The organism is Pseudoalteromonas obscura (assembly GCF_030135505.1).
Taxonomy (GTDB): domain Bacteria; phylum Pseudomonadota; class Gammaproteobacteria; order Enterobacterales; family Alteromonadaceae; genus Pseudoalteromonas; species Pseudoalteromonas obscura.
The window spans coordinates 390,446-410,822 of record NZ_JASJUT010000004.1 but is presented as its reverse complement, the minus strand read 5'-3'; the positions used below and the strand labels follow the sequence as shown (position 1 = coordinate 410,822).

Here is a 20,377-nt window from a genome sequence, read left to right as displayed (position 1 = left end):
TTACGCCTTTGGAATCGTCAACACTTGACCGACATGTAAAATATTATTTTTTAATCTATTAGCCCGCTTTAACGCGGACACCGTCGTACCATATCTCGCAGCCAGTACACTGAGTGACTCGCCTCTTCTAACCTTATGATGTAATGGTTTCTTTTCTTTTAACCGTGCAAATAAAGAGTCATCAGGTGGATTCTTCTGATAATACCGTTTAATAGCAACAAAAACAGCATTGGCTAATCGCTGTTGGTGGTACGCGGTTTTCAATTGTTTCTCTTCTTGCGGATTCGAAATGAACCCAGTCTCAACCAGAATAGAGGGAATATCTGGCGATTTCAGCACACCAAAATTTGCAGCCTGTGGTCTTTTTTTATGTAATTTAGCTACTTTTTGCAGCTCCCCCACAACTTGCTCCGCAACTTGAAAACCTGTTTTCATAGAGTGATCCATAGACATATCTAACAGTGTTTTAGCTAGATACTTTTCATTTTCGGTATCCTTAAGTACCCCGGCAGCCCCTCCTAATAATTGTGACTGTTTTTCCCTGTTCTCTAGCCACTTACCTATTTCAGAGTTAGCTCTGCGCAGCGAAAGGGTCCATACAGATGCACCTCTCGGTCGTGGGCTAGAAAACGCATCAGCGTGAATTGAAACAAAAAAGTCTGCACGCTTTTTTCTCGCCTTTGCGGTACGGGTATTCAATTTAAGAAAATAGTCACCAGAGCGTGTAAGCTGTGCTTTCATTCCCGGTTGCTTATTTATCAAACGCTCAAGCCTTTTGGCTATTTGCAGTGTAATGTGCTTCTCGTATGTCCCCGTAGGGCCGATAGATCCCGGATCTTGGCCACCATGCCCGGCATCTATGGCGATAATAATATCGCGGTCACGCTTTACATTGCGCTTCTTACTTGCAGACTTTGTCGCAACTGGCTTTTTCTGACCATAAAGGTCAACCACCAACCGGTCTGAGCTCTTGCCCGTCGGAGCCAATGCAAAAATCACCGGTTTAGTAGGTCGATTCAATTCAAAAACGACTCGAGTGCTGGAACGCTTTTTAGGTGTGCTGTATCGAATTTTACTGATAACACGATGGCTTTTGGGGATTGTGGGCAGTTTTGGTAGGCGTTTAGTATTTTCAAAGTCGACCACTAATCGCAAAGGTTTTTGCAGCACAAAGTAACTAAAATCGGGCTTTTTAGATAGATCGAATACCACCCGAGTACTCTCTGCTGATGGGCTAATACGCACATTTTTAATAGTATTTTTAGCAACTGTTTGTGCTGCGAACATCAGCAGCACACACATAGTTATAAAATGAATATATTTGATATGTACGCTACGCATAACTACTGATAGCTAATAATACTTGTATTCCACGTTCACTATGTGCTTTGAGCGTAACCGTTCTTGCATCACCCTCATAAGCCAGATAAATATCAATGTCTGGATTAGGAATAAATCCCTCACCCTTTTCTGGCCACTCTACAATACAAACAGCATTTGCAGCAAAGTAATCTCGGATACCCATGAACTCGAGCTCTTCAGGATCACCAAGTCGATATAAATCAAAATGGTACACTGATTTTGAAGGTAACTCATATGGCTCAACCAGCGTATAAGTTGGGCTCTTCACGTTACCTGTATGTCCTAACCCCTGCACAATGCCCCGAGTCATCGTGGTTTTACCAGCACCTAAATCGCCGTGCATATAAAATACGGCGCCCTCAATAATTGAAGAGGCAAGCCTGCGCCCAAGCTCGACGGTTGCTTCTTCATCACCAAGAGAAAGCGTTAAAGTACTGTTTTGGCTCATCCCATAATACCTCTAATATGGTCAAATAAATCACTCGCTAGCATTCCAAGATGCCCATCGCGAGCGGCTTGCTCTGCTGCAAGACCATGAATATACACACCAAGCGTCGCCGCTTCATAACGGCTGAGGCCCTGTGCCAATAAACCCGCGATTATACCAGATAATACATCACCCATCCCAGCACTGGCCATTGCAGAACACCCTGAGCGGTTAATATTTATTCGTTTGCCATCAACAATTAAACTGCCAGGCCCTTTGAGGACAATACATGCTGCATATTCCTTACTCAATTGTTCAGCCATTTCAAAGCGTTTTGACATATTTAGCGTGGTATTACCTAGTAAGCGCCGAGCTTCCCCAAAATGGGGAGTTAATATTGCACGATGCCATGGAAGGTGAGATTGCGCAAGTAAGTTCAAGCCATCTGCATCACAGACAACCAGCCCTTTGAAGTTTTTAACCGCAGCGTACATTTTCTTTGCCCAAGCATCTTGACCCAGCCCCGGGCCGATTACAACGACATCAGCTTTATCAAGCAAGGTATCTAACTCTTTGGGTAAAGAGATGCCATGGACCATCAATTCATATCGCCCGTTTAACACTGTCGCTTGATTGTCAGGGTGAGTTGCTACGCTCACCAATCCTGCACCAGTACGCAAACACGCTTCAGCAGCCAACCGAATTGCTCCGGCCATCCCTTTCCCTCCGCCGACTAATAAAACGTGACCACACTGATTTTTATAACTATCTGGGCTTCGTTTTGGTTTCAGAGAATGTAGGTATTTGCCCCCTGGATAACAGCAGTTAGTATGGGATAAATCCTCAAATGCTTGGGCAATCCCTAAATCCGCCAACAACAATTCTCCACATAAACTTGCTGCACTGCCTGTGAGCATCCCTTGCTTCAATGCGATAAAAGTCAGCGTTGTATCCGCATCAAAGCTGTCTGGCGCGACTTCTGCGGTCGATCCATTTACCCCACTGGGAATATCAACTGCCAGTTTCCAAGCTTTACTGGATTTGAACTGGCCAAACGCCTCTTTTACTGAGTCGGGTAGCTCACCTCTAAACCCAGTCCCAAATACGGCATCTACTATTGCGTCAAAGTCTCGGTCTATACATGAGCGCAGAGCAACGACCCGTCCACCGCTTCGACAGAACAGCTGATAGGCCTCCCCTGCATCCCCTTTGAGTAAGGAGGGTTCAAACAATGCGCACACGGTGACATTGATTTGCGCATGCAAGCAGCGCTTTGCAAGCATAAACCCATCACCTGCATTGTTCCCCTTACCGGTGAAAATCAGAATATTTTTAACCGCTTTATTGCGTACAAGTTCAAATAAAGCGTGACCAGCTCGCTGCATCAGCTCACTGAGCGTTGTACCCGAATTTAAAGCTGCTTGTTCTTCATGCAGCTTTACTTCTTGGGCGCAATAAGCAATTTGTGGTAAATTATGCGTGTATTGACCTTGCAAAATAGACAGTCCGTGAATAAAGCCATACCTACTATTAACTATACTGAACTTGCCGAAAAAATTAAGTGTTGGGGCAAAGAATTAGGATTTGCAGAGGTAGGGATCACCGATATAGACCTGAGTGAGCATGAAAAACAACTCCAGCGATGGCTTGATTTAGGCTATCACGGTGAAATGGAGTATATGGCAGCACACGGAATGAAACGAGCACGACCGGCAGAATTAGTCCCAGGTACCAAAAGTATCGTATCGGTAAAAATGAATTACCTTCCACCTGATGCCAGCTTTGCTAAAGCACTTAAAAACAGCACGACAGCCTATATCAGCCGCTATGCCTTGGGTCGTGATTACCACAAAGTGCTGCGAAACCGTTTAAAGAAACTAGGCCAAAGGATCGAACAAGAAGTTGGCCAATACGGGTTTCGTCCATTTGTTGACTCAGCCCCCGTATTAGAACGGCAAATTGCCGAAAAGGCGGGCCTTGGCTGGCGAGGTAAAAATAGTTTGCTCATTCATAAACAAGCCGGTTCTTGGTTTTTTCTTGGCGAGCTTTTTGTCGATTTACCACTGCCTCCAGATAACAACAAGGTTGAAGAGGGGTGTGGCAAGTGCAACGCCTGTATCAGCTTGTGCCCAACAGGCGCAATTGTCGAACCCTATGTCGTCGATGCAAGACGCTGCATCTCCTACCTCACCATTGAATTACAAGGTGCGATCCCGGAGGAATTTCGCCCCTTACTGGGCAATCGCGTTTATGGCTGCGATGACTGTCAACTCGTCTGCCCTTGGAACCGATTCGGCCAGCTAACCGAAGAAGCTGATTTTCACCCAAGAAAAACCTTAAAAGATAGAGAACTGCTTGAACTGTTCGCGTGGGATGAAAATACCTTTTTAAAAAACACTGAAGGAAGCCCTATTCGGCGCATAGGTCACGAGCGGTGGCTACGCAACCTTGCTGTAGGGCTTGGCAATGCAAATTACGATGAGCAGATCGTCACAGCACTTAACAACAAGCTGCACCTTGTTAGTGAGCTAGTTCAAGAGCATATTCATTGGGCGCTGGCACAGCAACATAAAAAGCACCACGACGAGCGAAAAAAAGCACGGCTAATACGGATCGTAGAAAAAGGCTTACCAAGAGATGCTTAGTAAGCTTTAATTCTGCTTTAAGAATCATCTCGTGTGAGCGTACACAGGTCATGTTCTATTTCGGCAAACGCTTCTTTCACTTGAGCGATTGCCTCTTCTCTGGCCACAGAGCTCTGAATTGCTTCATCAATATGCGTAAAAATAAATACCTCTTGATCTTCATCTAACCCCATTGATGGAATACGAGATTCAAACAATTCTTGAAGGCGTTTAAAGATTGCTTCATTTTGCGAGCGGTTGTTATTGAGCATAGACAGTAAACCGGAAAATTTGCTATGAATGGTTTTGATTGCCCCATTTAACTCTCGCTGTTGATTTATCAAAGTGTCTTTGGTCAAAATTGATAGCAGCTGTTGCTCTGTAACACTCACAATAAAACATATATGATCTCGAATACGACCGTGTTTGTCTGGATCCTCAGACGGCATATTGAGGATAAGTACGCTTAGCAATTCATAGTTAACCAGTATTCTATTCGTAAATTCATGTAGCCGTCCTTTTGAATGCAAAATTTCGAACAACTCCATTACGATTGGTGAACACAAGCCAGTAGAAGCAAAGTGTTGCCTTTCACCACTGACGCGCATTTCAATATTACAGCTCAAACCAAAATTGGCGAGACAGCTGATCAATGCATTTGCAAGCTCGGACACATCTTGAATATTACCTACTTGCTCAACAAAATTGACAATTTGCCCCATTTCACTACTTGTTGCCATCGCGCTAAATGCAGTGGTTGTCGCATCTTCTACTTGCTGCTCTAGAATATCTTTTTCTAATAACATCTGCCCTAAATGCAACAGTTTTGCTTTTAGTTCACTGTGACCAAACGGTTTTACAATATAGTCTTCGGCGCCAACAGAGTACCCCTCCATTCGCTCTTCAACAGATCCTCGCGCCGATACAAACATAACGATAATATGCTGTAAGTTGGGATTAGCTTTGATTTCCCGACACACTTCGTAGCCACTCATTTGAGGCATGCTAACATCCAGTAGAATCACTTGGGGGTCAAAGGACTCAACAACTTCCAGACACTCTTGCCCGCTGATTGCGGTCATGATTTCAAAGTCAAGATCTTCTAAAATTTCTTCAATGATTTCGAGATTAAATGGTTCATCGTCCACTGCTAAAATTCGTTGTAGTGCCATGATTTAATTTCCTTGTGCTCTTTCCATATAGTTATAGTCGGGGATTTAACTTGTCGCTAGTTGCCCTGACCATAGGGCAATTCAATTACGAATTCAGCGCCACCACTATCGCCATTTCGCGCATAAATACACCCTTTGTGCAAAAGAATGAACTCTTTGCAAATAGCAAGACCTAAACCGGTTCCCCCTGCACCACTATTGGTTTTGCTACTTTGCGCAAATTTATCAAATATGTGTTCCAACTCATCTTTGGGAATACCAACCCCTTGATCGCAAATCGTCAGGTTTAATGTATCCACATTGTTGGAAAGATATACTTGCACCTGACTATTTTCTGGGCTGAATTTAAGCGCATTGCCCAATAGATTTCTAACCACTTGAACCATTTGATCTCTATCGCATAAAACTTCTAGTCCACTTTCTTGGGCATGCAAATTAATAGAAATGCACTTTTTCATCGCTAAGCCAGATACATCCTCGACTCCCTCTGCGAGAATGGCGGTGAAATTATGAACACTGGGATTAAAAGGAAAACGCCCTGCATCCAATTTTGATAAGTCGAGTAAATTGTTGAGTAATAAAAGCAGCCTTTCACCACTGGTTTCGATCCTTGATAAATACTTGGTGAGCTTTTCAATTGGGGCTTCATTTGCTGCCAATTTATCAAGACCAAAGCGCGCGAAGCTCAAAATAGAATGCATTGGAGTGCGCAATTCATGGGACATATTTGCTAAAAACTCAGATTTACTAATATTCGCGCGCTCTGCTGCTTCTTTCGCAGATTGCAATTGTGCGGTTCTTGCCTGAACTTCCGCTTCCAACACTTCTTTGGCTTCCTCTAGCAGCTGCTGTTTACGCTTCAAATGCGCGACGTTTTTGAAAATCGCCGCCAGCCCAATCTCTCCATGATGGTCAATTTCAATAAACGTACCCATTAAAGGAACCGAGAGTCCATCAGGTCTAGGTAGTACTAAGTCACAGTCAAAATGCCTTGCCATCAAACCAGCTTCAATTCGGTTTTTTAAGGCCTCTACGGACTGACGCTCAAATAAATTAAAAATTGAGTGAGACTCAAGCTGCTCCGCATTGAGACCAAACAAATTTAAACAGGCGTCATTCGCTTCAATTACGAACCCTTTTAAGTTAAAAAGCATAATCGGATCTGGGGTGTGCTTATAGATGACCCGTAGTAAGCTATCACGCTCGATCAATGCATCAACGGTATCTTGCAAACGCTCCACCAATTCTTGGTTGTGGCGCCTTAACAGCTCTGTTTGCCAAAGTTTATGCAACGACTGTAATAATGCATTCTCATCAACAGGCTTAGTCAGCACATCTTCAACCCCCTGTCGGATCGCTTTTAATGTATCAACTTGGCTCTCTCTTGATGTCATTAATAGACAACGACAGTTAATATGGTAGCTTCTCACTTGTTCGAAAACGTCCAGCCCAGTTTCTTCTTGCAAGTTAAAATCACAGATAAGCAAATCAAAGCTGTGCTCTTTCGCTAATAACCCAGCTTCATGTGCATTACTTGCAGTTTTCACATCCAATTGAGCGCCGGTGAGGCTCACCGACAATTGCTTGAGCCGCGTAGGGACATGATCAACCAATAGTACTTTGGGCAGCAGTAATTGCGCCTGCTCACCAATTTCCATTACCCGCTCTAGCAAGCCTGTAATCTCTTTATTGCCAAAAAATGGGTAAATCACAATTGCATTTGACAATACGCGGTTTAACTGACTAAAAGCACTCAGGTGTTCAGAATTTTCTGGCTTTGGGGCCAAAAGGATAATTTTTTCATGCTGACTCAGCACATCTAAAATTTCAAAATACTCAGGCGGGATCCCGTGAGCAATAGCAATAACATCAAAGTGAGCGAAACAAGTCTGATTGTCCAGGTTTTCATAATGTATGTGCTCCACTTCACTCCCCAGTAGCTCGAACAGTACTTTAATACGCATTGCTAGAACACTATTGCTGTCTATGATCAATACTTTATTTGTCATAGCTATACCCTTTGTCCATGGTACAGCTTAGTGTAGTTCAATTTATAACAATCATTACACTAATCAAAAAGAAGGGATGTTTACGCAAAAAAAAGCAGTCGCGCGAGCGCTGTATTTTGGTATCAATCAGGCACTACCTATTTGTCCGTCGCAAACTATAGAGCAATCACTCTTTATCAAGTTTTGTGATAACCTCTGTTGTATAAAAAGGCGTGTAGCTCCACTGGATTGCGCCACAATTGTTGGCACAGTGAAACACGCTTATTTAACAGTCGTTAAATTGCTAACAAAAGATGAACTATTTCTTTCGACGCACGTAAAAAAAATAAACAACGGAATTAGCCATGTTAAAAAAGACAATTTTAAGCCTTATATTTGCACTAAGCAGTCCACTTGCCTTTGCTCAATGCGACGACTTTACCGCTGTCGAACTGAGAAAGTTGCGCTCAAAAGACACTGTCGATTTATGTCAGTTTAAAAATAAACCATTACTCATAGTAAACACTGCTAGTAACTGTGGCTTCACCGGGCAATTTAAAGATCTTGAAGCTCTACATCAAAAATATAAAGATCAAGGTCTTGTGGTACTCGGGTTTCCATCTGATGATTTTTTCCAAGAAGAAAATGATGAAGCAGATACGGCCAAAGTATGCTTTGTAAATTACGGCGTTACCTTTACTATGCTTGCAACAAGCCCTGTAAGAGGCAGTGATGCCAATCCAGTTTTTAAACATTTGGGCGAACAAGTTGGCTCTCCAAAATGGAATTTTTACAAATATCTTGTTTCTGCGGATAGAAAAGAAATACAGCGCTTTGGCAGCCGCACAAAACCATTATCAGCAGAGCTCTCTACGGCAATTGAAAAGCAAATCAGGTAAAAGCATGCGCTTTTACCACTTTTGCATTAGAATAAGGTATGAATAAAAATCAGGCAAGGCATGGAGAGAAGATGACATTAGCAAGTGCAAGACATATTTTAGTAGACAGCGAGGCGCAATGCTTGGAGCTTAAACAACGTATCGCAAGTGGGGAAGACTTTGCGGATCTAGCCAAAGAGTTTTCTAATTGTCCCTCTGGACAAGACGGCGGTGCACTTGGAGAATTTGGACCTGGCATGATGGTACCTGAATTCGATAAGGTTGTATTTTCTGCACCGCTAAACGAAGTTCAAGGGCCTGTACAAACACAATTTGGCTATCACCTATTAGAAGTCACGAGTCGACAAGATTAACATCATCTAGGGTAGGAGTTACATTGTCTACTACCCTAACTTACAGCCCTCACCAGTTTCATTCGTTGTTAGCCTTTCCAAATATAACGTTCTTAAATTCAGCTGATGACATGCTACACTCATAGTCACTAAAACTAATGAGGGAACACACTTTGATTTTATATGGCTCCAATACATCACCTTACGTCAGAAGATTAAGAATATACTGCGCAATGCATAATCTCACAGTGGATTATAAGGCCATTGATATATTTAACGCTGAAGAACGGGAAACCCTTATCAGGCACAACCCTGCACGTAAAATTCCCTTTTTAATTTGTGGTGAAAACACCATATGTGATTCCAATGTAATAGCCAGATACTTGCAAACGAAGTACTCATTACCCCATTTAAACTGGGAGCAGGAAAACTTACTAACAACTATCAATGCCTGCAACGATTCACTGGTCGAGATACTGCTAGGCGAACGCTCAGGGTTAGATACAAAGGCGGATGTGTTGTTTTTTAATTTACAACGCGAACGTATAACTGAAACATTGACCCATTTAGATAGACAATGCACAACAGATGTATTTTTGAACTGCGAGTATTTGCAGATCAGTTTATACTGCCTGTTAGACTGGATCCGATTCAGAAATCTAGCCGATCTTAACAATCACGAAGGACTGTTAAATCATCTAGAGAGCTGGCAAGACAACAAATATGCTCAAGCAACGGATCCGCGCAGTTAATTTTATACTGGTAAATAATATGAATGATCTTGAATTAGAGTCAGAAGTAGTCAACTTTGTCACCGTTGTTAAACAGAGTGAACAGTTATGGGCACTGGGTGCGGAAGATGGCGGCTTTGTGATTGTGGAATCCAATCAGTTTGAAGAATCAGACGTGTTACTACTCTGGAGCGACGAATCCGCAGCGCAAGAGCAGTGCAAAGACGAGTGGGAAGAGTTTAAACCCATTGAAATTGGTCTAGATACTTTCCTAGATGAGTGGGTAGAAGACTTAAGGGATGACAGTGCACTGGTTGGTATCAACTGGAATAACGATAACGTATGTATTGAAATCGAGCCAGTCAGCCTAGCTCGCGCTCTCGCTGACTAACGCGATTAGCGTCCCCTCTATAGCGCGTACATATGCCTGTATATGTACGCCTTTTTGGCATGGAGCACACAAAGGCTCAGCCCCTGCTGCAACGGCTTTATCGTAACTGCTAGACACATTTTCACAACCAAGTGTCAATTCAAAACCCAAAGCTGGCTGCTTTGGCTGAGAGCGAATATAATTTTGTTTAAATTGGGATTGGGCAACAGGGTGTGTCGCAAAAGCCAGCAAAACTGTTCCGGTGTCTAACTCACCATAATCACCATTCTCTGTTACTGAGTGAGCGCCCAAGCCAAAAGCTTGAAAATAAAAATCTAAGACTTCTTCGACATCATCTACATAAATGACTGTTTTAAGAAAATGCATCACAACAATAAGTTAAACAAATTTATACTAATAAAGCATAATTAATGAGCAGCGTAAAGGCTAGCTCACAAATCAATACCTATCGTCTGTTACACATAAAAAATAAATTTTACCGAATCTATTAAGGCAAATAGCAAAAAAAATGGCGCTTTACGCGCCATATTTTATGTTTTGTTCCGTTGCTCTTTAGTAAACGCTCTGAGTTTGCGCTTTTGTGACAACGTCATTTTATTTGTTCGACCTGAGTACGGGTTATCCCCTTCTCTGAACTCAATTTTTATCGGCGTGCCCATAATATTGAGCGCCTTACGATAATAGTTCATCAGATAGCGTTTGTAGCTATCCGGTAAGTCATGTACTTGGTTGCCATGAATAACAATCCTTGGAGGGTTGTAACCACCTGCGTGGGCATATTTTAATTTCACACGTCTACCACGTACTAACGGCGGCTGGTGATCGGCTTGTGCCATATCCATGATACGTCTCAGCATTGCTGTGCTGACACGTTTCGTTGCTGATTCATAAGCTTCATCAACTGACTCAAACAAATGACCAACACCTGTGCCATGCAGAGCAGAAATAAAGTGTAAACGGGCAAAGTCAATAAAGCCTAAACGACGATCCAGCTCAGATTTAATCCTCTCTTTCACGTAATTGTCTAACCCATCCCACTTATTCACTGCAATAACCAGTGAACGACCTGAGTTCAAAGCAAAGCCCAACAGGCTTAAATCTTGATCAGAAATACCCTCACGCGCATCAACAACCAATAAGATAACGTTTGCATCTTCAATTGCTTTTAAGGTCTTAATAACCGAGAATTTCTCAACCACATCACTGACTTTTTTACGCTTACGTACACCTGCTGTGTCAATTAAAACGTACTCTCGATCATTACGAGTCATTGGAATATAAATTGAATCACGCGTCGTGCCTGGCATATCGTAAACAATCACGCGCTCTTCGCCTAAAATTCGGTTTGTCAGCGTTGATTTTCCAACATTAGGGCGACCAATAATTGCCAGCTTAACAGGCTTGTCTTCAAATCCTGTTTTTCCTTCTTCAGGTGCTTCCTCACCTTCAAGGTAAAGCTCGGCAATACTGTCATCATCTTGTGCAATTTCGTCATCTTGCTGAGCAAGTTCAGAAATGATGGGGCTCAGTGTTGCATCAAGTAATTGAGTCACACCACGGCCATGCGCTGCTGCGATTTGATGAATATCACCCAGTGCTAATTGGTAAAACTCCGCACAGCTTGAATCAGCGTCTATGCCGTCAGTCTTATTTGCAACGATGAAACTCTTCTTTTCTTGCTTCCTTAAGTGTTGCGCAATGGCTTGATCCGCAGCTGTCATACCTGCGCGCGCATCCACCAAGAACAAAACAATGTCCGCCTCTTCAATCGCCAGAAGCGACTGCTCAGCCATTTCCGTTTCGATACCCTCTTCACTGCCGTCGATACCACCTGTATCTACTACAATGAACTCATAGCCATCATAATCAGCTTGACCATATTTACGGTCGCGAGTTAGGCCAGGGAAATCGGCGACAAGTGCGTCTCGTGTACGCGTTAAACGATTAAATAATGTGGATTTCCCCACATTTGGTCGCCCTACCAGAGCGATCACAGGAAGCATAGACTACCTCTTCTTTAAACAACAAAAGGCTTCGCAGTGCGAAGCCTTACTAAAACCTTTACGTCAGTGATGATTAAGGGATTCTTATCGCACTGATCTCACCATCTCGGGTGTATACGATCAACTTATCATCGACTACGATGGGTTCAACAAAAAAGCCCGAACTATCAAACTCTTGACGAGAAACTAAATCACCAGTTTGTTTATCAAGCCAGTGCAGGTTACCTTCCTGATCACCAACAACAACATAATTACCAGCAACAGCTGGTGCCGTTAAATACCAACCCCTTAGGCCAGTTTGGCTCCAGCGCTCTGTTCCAGAGTCTTTATCTAGAGCATAGAGCACGCCATCACTATCTACCAAGTAAATCGTATTTAGTTCAATGACCAAATCGCGATAACTGCTATATTCACGATCCCATACAACGCTACCATTACGCACATCAATGGCTGCAAGTTTGCCATTATACGCTATCGTGTAAACGTACGCACCGGATACCACGGGTTTTGTATCGACATCGACCAAACGCTCAAATTCAGAGGCGCCTTCCGCAAGTGCGACATCGGCACTCCAAGCTGTAAACCCACTTTCAGCGATAAGTACACTCAGCTTGCCACTTTCTTCGCCGATCAAAACACCGCCATTTGCAGACGTTGGTGAGCTTAGCCCTCGAAGCGTGAGAGCCGGAACTTCTTGCTCATAGCTCCAGCGTTCTTCACCTGTATCTGGGTGCAACGCAAGTAATTTGCCAGAACCTAAGTTGACATAAACTAAACCGTCACCAGCGCTGGGAGAAGATAAAGCTTCACCAGGTACAGACTTACGCCATACAACTTCACCGCTTTCGCGATCTAGTGCGATAACTTCACCATGTTCAGAACCGATATATATCTTGCCGTACGCCTGCAAAATACCTCCGGATAACTTTGCCGAGTCATCGTCTGCCCACGGCCAAATTGAGGTATCTTTTCGGGTGTCAATTTCCCACAGCTGCTCGCCATCTTCTGCACTGTACGCAGCAACCAAGCCTTTTCGCTCAGCTGCAAAAATTCGATTATCGTGTGCAGTTGGGGTCAATCGCGAGAAATAGTGCTCTACGCCATCTCCTAGCGACTCTTGCCAAACTGTTTGCGGTTCAAATTGATTGACGATTTCAGGGAGCACTAACTCCTCTTCATCGTCACTTGATGAACAACCCATTAATGACGCCATACACAATGCCAGTGAGGCCATTGCCAACTTCTTCATGGCTACTCCTTAATTCGATGCGATTGCCAAGTCATCCAATTTAATCTGCAGCAACGCATTATTTTTTGCGCCATCTGCATCAATTGCAGCTTGATATTGCTCGCGAGCTTTACTTTTTTCGCCTTGAGATAAATAGATATCACCTTTCACTTCAGCTACTTGTGCAGTAAACCCTGCTGGCATTGGTTGCGACAAAGTGCTCAAAGCTTGTTCATAATTGGCCTGAGCAGCCTGTACACGCGCTAAACGTAGCTGTGCAGTTGCTTTTAGCTCTGGGCTTTTAACTGTATCGGTCACAAAGGTTAACTTAGTTGCAGCTTGGTCTAGTTCACCGGCTTCAACTGCTTCTCTAGCCGCAACGAATGCTGCCAATACCGAGTAATTAGAGTCCGCATTTTCCGCCAAAAACGCATCGCTTTTTGACAGAACTTCACCGCTTTCAATCAATGAATTGTATGCTTCTGAGCTTGCTTCAGCAGTTGAAATTTGATTCTGGTTATACGCTTTCCAGCCATATAAACCACCTAGACCTAAAACAGCACCAATAATTAATGAAGTCCCGTTTTCTCTAAAAAAATTCTTTATTGCTTCAGCTTGTTGTTCTTCTGTTGAATAAATTTCCATTCTAACCTCTTACCCTACCAACTCGGCCAAAGTAGTGTGTGCTTCAGCCATAGGTAAGGTCAATTGTTCTTTTTGTTCACGTAAATACTTAATTGTCACAGCATTATTCGCGATTTCATCTTCACCAAAAATCAGCGCAACAACCGCACCGCTGTTATCAGCACGTTTCAGTTGTTTTTTAAAGTTGCCGCCACCTGCATGTACTTGAACACGTAGCCCAGGTACCGCATCGCGCAACTCTTCAGCAATCGCCGGCGCTTTGATGCTAGCAACATCACCCATCGCTGCAACATATACGTCTACATTGCGGCGAATGTCACCAACACTATTGAGCTCTTCTAGTAGTAATACTAAACGCTCCATACCCATTGCAAAGCCGACCGCAGGTGTGCCTTTGCCACCGAGTTGCTCTACCAACCCATCGTAGCGCCCACCTGCACATACAGTCCCTTGAGCACCTAGACTCTCGGTAACCCATTCAAATACAGTGCGGTTATAATAATCTAAACCACGTACCAAGTTCTCATTTACCTGATATTCGACGCCAGCCGCGTCCAAACGTTCACATAAATTTGCAAAATGTTGTACAGATTCTTCATCCAAGTGCTCTGAAAGCTTTGGCGCATCCGCAACAACAGCCTGCACATCTGGGTTTTTGCTATCTAAAACACGCAGTGGGTTCGTATACATGCGGCGTAAGGAGTCTTCGTCTAATTTATCTTTATGCTGCTCTAAATACGCAACCAACACTTCTTTGTAAGCAGCCCGCGCTTCATTGGAGCCTAACGAGTTTAGTTCTAGTCGCACGTGGTCTGAAATACCAAACGACTTCCAAAGACGTGCAGTCAAAATGATCACTTCAGCGTCAATATCAGCACTCGCGATACCAAAAGTCTCTACGCCAAATTGGTGAAATTGACGGTAACGGCCTTTTTGCGGGCGTTCACGACGAAACATAGGGCCCATATACCAAAGTCTTTGCTCTTGGTTGTAAAGCAAACCACCTTCAACACCAGCTCTGACGCATACTGCAGTCCCTTCCGGACGCAGAGTCAAAGAATCACTATTACGATCTTCGAAAGTGTACATTTCTTTTTCAACAATATCGGTCACTTCACCGATTGAGCGCTTAAACAGATCTGTTGATTCAACAACCGGAAAACGAATTTCCTGATAGCCGAATGCACCCATTGTGTCTCTTAAAGTCCCTTCAATTTTTTGCCAGATTTGAGTCGTGCCCGGCAGGCAATCTTTCATGCCACGAATTGCCTTAATTTGCTTTGCCACTGAAATTCCTAACTTTTAACTATTCTTTTCATTAAATTACGAGTGCAGGATACAACAAAACCCTGAATACGGTACGATAAAATGCGTCTATTATACCCTGCTCGATTAAAACGTAAACGAAATAAATTCAGCCTCTAAAAGGCTTACTCTTCGATAATTTTGACATCAATACTCGGCTGAGCTTCTTTTTTAGCAACATAATCGCGTACTTGCTCTTCTAACTGCTCAACAATGTTGTCATTATCTATTCGGGTCTTTTGACGCTCACCATTAATATACAGGCCTGAACGGCGGTTTGCCCCAGCTAAACCGAGGTCACTCACTAGAGCTTCACCCGGGCCATTAACCACACAGCCTATCACCGATACCGTGATCGGTGAAATGATGTCTTCCAGTCTTTCTTCTAGCTGGTTCATGGTGTTGACTACGTCAAACTCTTGTCTTGAACAGCTTGGACAAGCAATGAAATTAATGCCACGAGAGCGGATCCGTAACGACTTCAAGATATCAAAACCGACTTTAATTTCCTGAACAGGGTCAGCCGCCAGTGACACACGCAATGTATCGCCGATACCTTCAGCAAGTAACATGCCCAAGCCAACCGCTGATTTAACAGAGCCAGCTCTAAAACCGCCGGCCTCCGTGATGCCTAGATGCAGTGGCTGGTCAATTTCTTTTGCAAGTAAACGGTACGCACCTACCGCTAAAAACACATCTGATGCTTTTACAGATACTTTAAACTTATCAAAGTTTAATCTTTGCAAAATCTCTACGTGACGCATGGCTGATTCAAGTAATGCTTCCGGTGTCGGTTCACCATACTTTTCTTGTAAATCACGCTCTAATGAGCCACCATTTACACCAATTCGGATCGGGATATCACGCTCCTGAGCTGCATCAACAACAGCTCTGATCCTGTCTTCACTGCCGATATTACCCGGGTTTATGCGCAGACAATCAACACCATATTGCGCCACCTTTAAGGCGATACGGTAATCAAAATGGATATCCGCAACCAACGGAATATCAACTTGCTGCTTAATACTCTTAAATGCTTCAGCTGCATCCATTGTCGGAACAGATACACGTACAATGTCGGCACCTGCATCTTGAATAGCCTGAATTTGTGCAACGGTTGCATCTACATCTAATGTATCGGTATTTGTCATTGACTGAACAGCAATTGGAGCGCCATCACCAATCGGGACATTACCAACGTTAATACGTGTGGATTTTCTGCGTTTTATAGGAGATTCTGAAAACATGACGACTACTCTGCTAACGGTAATTTAAACTTTGCTAAGCGGTTTCGAGGCAACCCCGAGATATCGATTGGTTGACCATCCAATTCAATACTAACCACTTGATGCTTACCCAAAACGACAGAAAACGGCGCGATACCTGTTACTGTCATGGTATACCCTGCTTTTTTTACACCAAATGCAACACGTTCCTGCGTTGCATCAAAAATTTCTACCCAGCTATCTTGCTCGAAATACATCACAACAGTGCTTGACTCCACCACTTCGGTAGATATTTCGGGCTCGGGTTGCTCTGCGACTGGCTCACTTTGTTGAGCTGATGCTGCTGGTATTGTTTCAGCGGCTTCGCTAACGTCGTTTGTTGCGGGCTCCACTGCGAGTTCATCAGATGCAACTGCTACGTCTTGAGCCAATATGGATTGCTCTCTAGGCTGCTCAAGAGGTTCAGCACTGGCCGCTTGTTCCGAAACATCTGCTGTCGCTATATTTGATTCTATTGCTTGAGACGCTTCGCCACTAGTTACCAGAGATGAGGAAGTCGTTTCTGGTGTAGTAATCGCTTCATTTAATCCGCTGATCTCTTCGGGGCCTTCAGAGGTACTTGCTGTTTGCCACCACCAAAATGCTGACAGGCCAACAAACACTATCAGCACTAAGTAACTCACTACCATTAAACGGTTATCGTTTGCCTCTTTTTCAGTGCGCCTCGAAAAGCTTTTCATATTTCGCTTTTGCTCTGGAACTTCTGGGGTTTCATATAAAGCAAGTACTTGCTCACTATCTAAACCAAGTAGTGCGCTGTAACTTTTAACATAACCCCGTACAAATGTTTCAGGCCCTAAACTCTGGTACTCATCGTTTTCAAGTTTAGTGATTTGACTGTGGTTTAATTTTAGCCGTGCAGCAATATCATCAAAGCTGAGATTTTGCTCAGCTCTGGCATGTGCAAGGGTCTGACCGAGTGATAATGACTCAGTCGTTGTTTCATTCTCTTCTTGATTCATAAAATATAGTTATTGGGATCTACTATTAAAATATGTCGCCCTGGCGTCAGGGCAACATCAGGCGTTAATCTGTTCCAGCGCATCAAATCATCAATTAATAACTTATGCTTCATAGCAATATCAAATAATGACTCCCCTTTAGCAATGGCATGAGTCGTATTGGGATTATTTAAAAACACAACTTGTCCAATCGCCAGTCGATCTGACTTTTTCAACGCATTCCATTTTAGCAACTTTTCTAGCTTAATATTATATTTAACCGACAGGCTGAATAGGTTTTCCCCCATTTCCATACGATGGGTAGGCACTTGAGGAATCAACACTTCTTCATTCAGCATTTTACCCAAGTTTTCATCGTTCCCTAAATCAATGCTAGGAGCTTGCTCAGTAAACCTTATCTCACTTGGGTCAACGCGATGAAACACAACTTGCTCTGGGGTATCTGGCTTCTGACTGGTTGTAAAGCGTACTTTGGGTTCTTCTGTCTGATTGGTAGCAACAACCTCTTCTAACGTTGATTCATCAAGTGTGGGTAATGTACGCACTACAGGTGAACCACTCGTGAACGCTTTCTGTTGTATCTCTCGTTGCGCATTACCTTTAGATTCAAAACCCTCAGCCTTTATAGTATGTAAGCTCTTACTTTGTACATCGCGTAGCAATGAATGGCTGCGCTCTACCCGATTGGCGTTCTCTTTTGTCGTGTTTGCTATTTTATTCTGACTAGAAACTTTGCGCTTGATCTTAATTTGCGGATTTGCAACAACTCTGTTGTCGTCTGCTTGAGTTATTTTATCTAACTGGGCTGTTCTGTACTGTTCTTTGAGCTGCTCAAATTCACTCAATTGCAAGGTGTTATTTAAGACAAGCCTCGCCTCAAGAGAGTTCGGGTAGGTCTGTAATAACAGCGTTTCTAACTCTTGCGCATACTGCAAACGTCCCATTCGGGCAGACAGTAGATGCTCCAATAACATGCCTCTTGGTGACACAAACCCTTTATCAGCATAAACTTTTAAAACATCTTCAGCTCGGTGTAGTTCACTTTTGGCATAAAAAACACTCGCCATCAAAATTAATACTGACTGGCGCTGAGAATTGTGATCGAGGGCCCGTTTTAAATACTCAAGCGCTAACTCAAAGTTGTCTTGGCGCAGCGCACACAATGCTAAGTTTTCGTAACTTTCCGCGACCCGCAAGTAACTAGGGATATCTATCGCTTTGAAGAATTGTTCAGTCGCAGCATCAAACTCTCCAATACGACACAAAAATGCACCATAGTTGTTACGTGTATTTGGATCATTTGGCCCGTACTCCAACGCCGTAATGTATGCTTTTTGCGCTTTCTCATTTTCGCCAACTTGTTCAAAGTAGTAAGCTAGCGCATAATGACTTTCTGGTAGTTTGGGCGCAAGATTTAAAGCCCGGTCAAGGTTATACTTTGCCTGTGTGTTATTACCCGCATTAAGATATTGAAGTGCCAGTGCAATACGGGTTTTTGCCGCATCTTGGCCATTGGTCTTTTTTTGCACTACGGGTTTGTTACTGTTGGCATATCGTGTTTCGGTTACACAGCCACTCAAGCTGGTCAAAATGACAGCACAGCTTGCGCCGAGCAGCAAACGCCGACGCACACTACACGCGAATTGAGTGAGTAAACCATCCGTTAAAGCAGGCATTGACCACCTTTTTGCTAAGACACAGTGACTCTATCTTACCTGAAAGCCACTGTGTTTCATCTATTTTTTAGCCTACTTTTACTGCTATTGCATTATCTTGATTTTGTTGCTTTCTGACCACGCGTTTGGTTCTGTCAACAACATCCCCTACTAACTGCCCACAAGCAGCATCAATGTCATCTCCGCGTGTACGACGTACAATACATGTCAGACCAGCAGCTTGTAGTACTTTCGAGAAGCGATCAATACGGCTATTACTTGAACGGCCATAGTCATTACCCGGGAATGGGTTAAATGGAATTAAGTTAATTTTAGACGGTGTGCCTTTGAGCACTTGTACTAATTCATGTGCATGATCGGTACTATCATTGACGCCTTGAAGCATAACATACTCAATGGTGACATCTTTGTTTGCTTTTGAGCCATCGATATATCGACGACAAGCTGCTAAAAACTCTTCAATTGGATATTTTTTATTGATCGGCACAAGTTCATCGCGCAACGGGTTGTTTGGCGCATGTAATGATATTGCCAAAGCAACATCAATTTTCTCTTTTAAAATGTCCAGTGCAGGAACAACACCTGATGTACTCAATGTAACGCGACGCTTAGACAAGCCAAATGCCCAGTCATCCATCATCAATTCCATCGCAGGTACAACGTTGTTAATGTTTAGCAATGGCTCACCCATACCCATCATTACAACATTGGTAATTGGTCGTTTGGTGCTATCGCCATTGTGCAAACCGATGTCTGTTGCTACACGCCATACCTGACCGATGATTTCAGATACCTTTAAATTACGGTTAAAGCCTTGCTGCGCGGTTGAGCAAAAAGTACATTCGAGTGCACACCCAACCTGAGATGATACACATAAAGTTGCGCGGTCTTTTTCAGGGATCCAGACCGTTTCAACTTCCTGACCCCCTTCCAAAATCATTGCATATTTAATCGTGCCATCACTGGCCACTTGTTTAACTGAGATTTCAGGAGCCTTGATCTCACATTGGCTTTGTAACTTTGCACGCAACTTTTTGTTGATATTGCTCATATCATCAAAGTTGGCGATACCAAAGTGATACATCCACTTCATCACCTGATCGGCGCGGAATGGCTTTTCGCCAAATGAAGCAAACAACTCGCGCATCCCCTCGCGGTTTAAATCTAATAGGTTAATTTTTTTCTCAGTCGTGGCCATGAAACAACCTCAGTTCAGGTGACGGATTGAACAACATAAATAAAAGCGCGCAATTGTACAAAAATCAATCAAACATCGCAATGATGTAATCGCTTTCAAAAACACCCCAATTGCTTTTCAAAACGATCAACGTGTATTAAAGGGATTA

At 43.3% G+C, this 20,377-nt stretch carries 19 protein-coding genes; 5 read left to right on the top strand and 14 right to left on the bottom strand.

The annotated features are described in order from the left end of the window. Genes QNM18_RS13180 through QNM18_RS13170 form a run of 3 tightly spaced genes read right to left on the bottom strand, consistent with a single transcriptional unit; the run spans position 1 to position 3,285 of the window. Positions 1–1,341, bottom strand: coding sequence for an N-acetylmuramoyl-L-alanine amidase (locus QNM18_RS13180; protein WP_284137479.1), 1,341 nt, complete (start codon positions 1,339–1,341; stop codon positions 1–3). After that, entirely contained in the window at positions 1,334–1,810 is a 477-nt protein-coding gene (tsaE, locus tag QNM18_RS13175) for a tRNA (adenosine(37)-N6)-threonylcarbamoyltransferase complex ATPase subunit type 1 TsaE (protein ID WP_284137478.1), read from the bottom strand. The genes QNM18_RS13180 and tsaE overlap by 8 nt, the downstream gene beginning before the upstream one ends. After that, entirely contained in the window at positions 1,807–3,285 is a 1,479-nt protein-coding gene (locus tag QNM18_RS13170; RefSeq protein ID WP_284137477.1) for an NAD(P)H-hydrate dehydratase, read from the bottom strand. Before QNM18_RS13170 ends, tsaE begins: the two co-directional genes overlap by 4 nt. Positions 3,286–3,297: 12 nt before the next feature. On the opposite strand from QNM18_RS13170, the gene queG reads away from it, so the two are divergent. Next, positions 3,298–4,434: a tRNA epoxyqueuosine(34) reductase QueG gene (gene queG, locus QNM18_RS13165; protein WP_284137476.1), complete on the top strand. Its 1,137-nt coding sequence runs from the start codon at positions 3,298–3,300 to the stop codon at positions 4,432–4,434. 17 nt (positions 4,435–4,451) lie between these two features. On the opposite strand, the gene QNM18_RS13160 is transcribed toward queG, so the two are convergent. Continuing rightward, positions 4,452–5,585: a response regulator gene (locus tag QNM18_RS13160; RefSeq protein ID WP_211011008.1), complete on the bottom strand. Its 1,134-nt coding sequence runs from the start codon at positions 5,583–5,585 to the stop codon at positions 4,452–4,454. 56 nt (positions 5,586–5,641) lie between these two features. Beyond that, a complete protein-coding gene (locus QNM18_RS13155) occupies positions 5,642–7,594 on the bottom strand; it encodes an ATP-binding protein (RefSeq protein ID WP_211011010.1) in 1,953 nt (650 codons plus the stop codon). A 344-nt stretch (positions 7,595–7,938) separates the two neighbouring features. Between QNM18_RS13155 and QNM18_RS13150 the strand changes: the two genes are divergently transcribed. The 4 genes from QNM18_RS13150 to QNM18_RS13135 all read left to right on the top strand — a co-directional run bounded on the left by QNM18_RS13150 (position 7,939) and on the right by QNM18_RS13135 (position 9,926). Then, positions 7,939–8,472 carry a glutathione peroxidase gene (locus tag QNM18_RS13150; RefSeq protein ID WP_284137475.1) on the top strand — a complete coding sequence of 178 codons (534 nt, stop codon included), beginning with the start codon at positions 7,939–7,941 and terminating at the stop codon, positions 8,470–8,472. Positions 8,473–8,543: 71 nt separating this feature from the next. Then, positions 8,544–8,825 (top strand): peptidylprolyl isomerase, encoded by a 282-nt coding sequence (locus QNM18_RS13145; RefSeq protein ID WP_023399894.1) that lies wholly within the window; start codon positions 8,544–8,546, stop codon positions 8,823–8,825. Between the two features lie 152 nt (positions 8,826–8,977). After that, positions 8,978–9,556 carry a glutathione S-transferase family protein gene (locus QNM18_RS13140; RefSeq protein WP_211011014.1) on the top strand — a complete coding sequence of 193 codons (579 nt, stop codon included), beginning with the start codon at positions 8,978–8,980 and terminating at the stop codon, positions 9,554–9,556. A gap of 19 nt (positions 9,557–9,575) precedes the next feature. Continuing rightward, entirely contained in the window at positions 9,576–9,926 is a 351-nt protein-coding gene (locus QNM18_RS13135; RefSeq protein ID WP_036976436.1) for a DUF2750 domain-containing protein, read from the top strand. Here the strand turns inward: QNM18_RS13135 and QNM18_RS13130 are convergent. From QNM18_RS13130 to rlmN, 9 genes are all read right to left on the bottom strand, one after another. Next, on the bottom strand, positions 9,903–10,292 hold the full coding sequence (locus QNM18_RS13130; RefSeq protein WP_211011016.1) for a VOC family protein: 390 nt from the start codon (positions 10,290–10,292) through the stop codon (positions 9,903–9,905). The two genes, QNM18_RS13135 and QNM18_RS13130, sit on opposite strands and share 24 nt — an antisense overlap. Before the next feature lie 164 nt (positions 10,293–10,456). Next, a complete protein-coding gene (gene der, locus QNM18_RS13125) occupies positions 10,457–11,929 on the bottom strand; it encodes a ribosome biogenesis GTPase Der (protein ID WP_211011018.1) in 1,473 nt (490 codons plus the stop codon). 73 nt (positions 11,930–12,002) lie between these two features. After that, positions 12,003–13,178: an outer membrane protein assembly factor BamB gene (gene bamB / locus QNM18_RS13120; protein WP_284137474.1), complete on the bottom strand. Its 1,176-nt coding sequence runs from the start codon at positions 13,176–13,178 to the stop codon at positions 12,003–12,005. 9 nt (positions 13,179–13,187) lie between these two features. Then, positions 13,188–13,802 carry a YfgM family protein gene (locus QNM18_RS13115; protein ID WP_284137473.1) on the bottom strand — a complete coding sequence of 205 codons (615 nt, stop codon included), beginning with the start codon at positions 13,800–13,802 and terminating at the stop codon, positions 13,188–13,190. 9 nt (positions 13,803–13,811) lie between these two features. Further along, positions 13,812–15,089, bottom strand: a complete 1,278-nt coding sequence (gene hisS / locus QNM18_RS13110; RefSeq protein ID WP_284137472.1) for a histidine--tRNA ligase — start codon at positions 15,087–15,089, stop codon at positions 13,812–13,814. 143 nt (positions 15,090–15,232) lie between these two features. Then, a complete protein-coding gene (gene ispG, locus QNM18_RS13105; protein WP_211011026.1) occupies positions 15,233–16,354 on the bottom strand; it encodes a flavodoxin-dependent (E)-4-hydroxy-3-methylbut-2-enyl-diphosphate synthase in 1,122 nt (373 codons plus the stop codon). A gap of 5 nt (positions 16,355–16,359) precedes the next feature. Continuing rightward, complete coding sequence (locus QNM18_RS13100; protein ID WP_284137471.1) at positions 16,360–17,355, bottom strand: RodZ domain-containing protein; 996 nt, start codon at positions 17,353–17,355, stop codon at positions 16,360–16,362. After that, positions 17,352–19,031: a type IV pilus biogenesis/stability protein PilW gene (gene pilW / locus QNM18_RS13095; RefSeq protein ID WP_284137470.1), complete on the bottom strand. Its 1,680-nt coding sequence runs from the start codon at positions 19,029–19,031 to the stop codon at positions 17,352–17,354. The genes QNM18_RS13100 and pilW overlap by 4 nt, the downstream gene beginning before the upstream one ends. 67 nt (positions 19,032–19,098) lie before the next feature. Beyond that, positions 19,099–20,229 carry a dual-specificity RNA methyltransferase RlmN gene (rlmN, locus tag QNM18_RS13090; RefSeq protein ID WP_284137469.1) on the bottom strand — a complete coding sequence of 377 codons (1,131 nt, stop codon included), beginning with the start codon at positions 20,227–20,229 and terminating at the stop codon, positions 19,099–19,101. Positions 20,230–20,377: the final 148 nt, after the last annotated feature.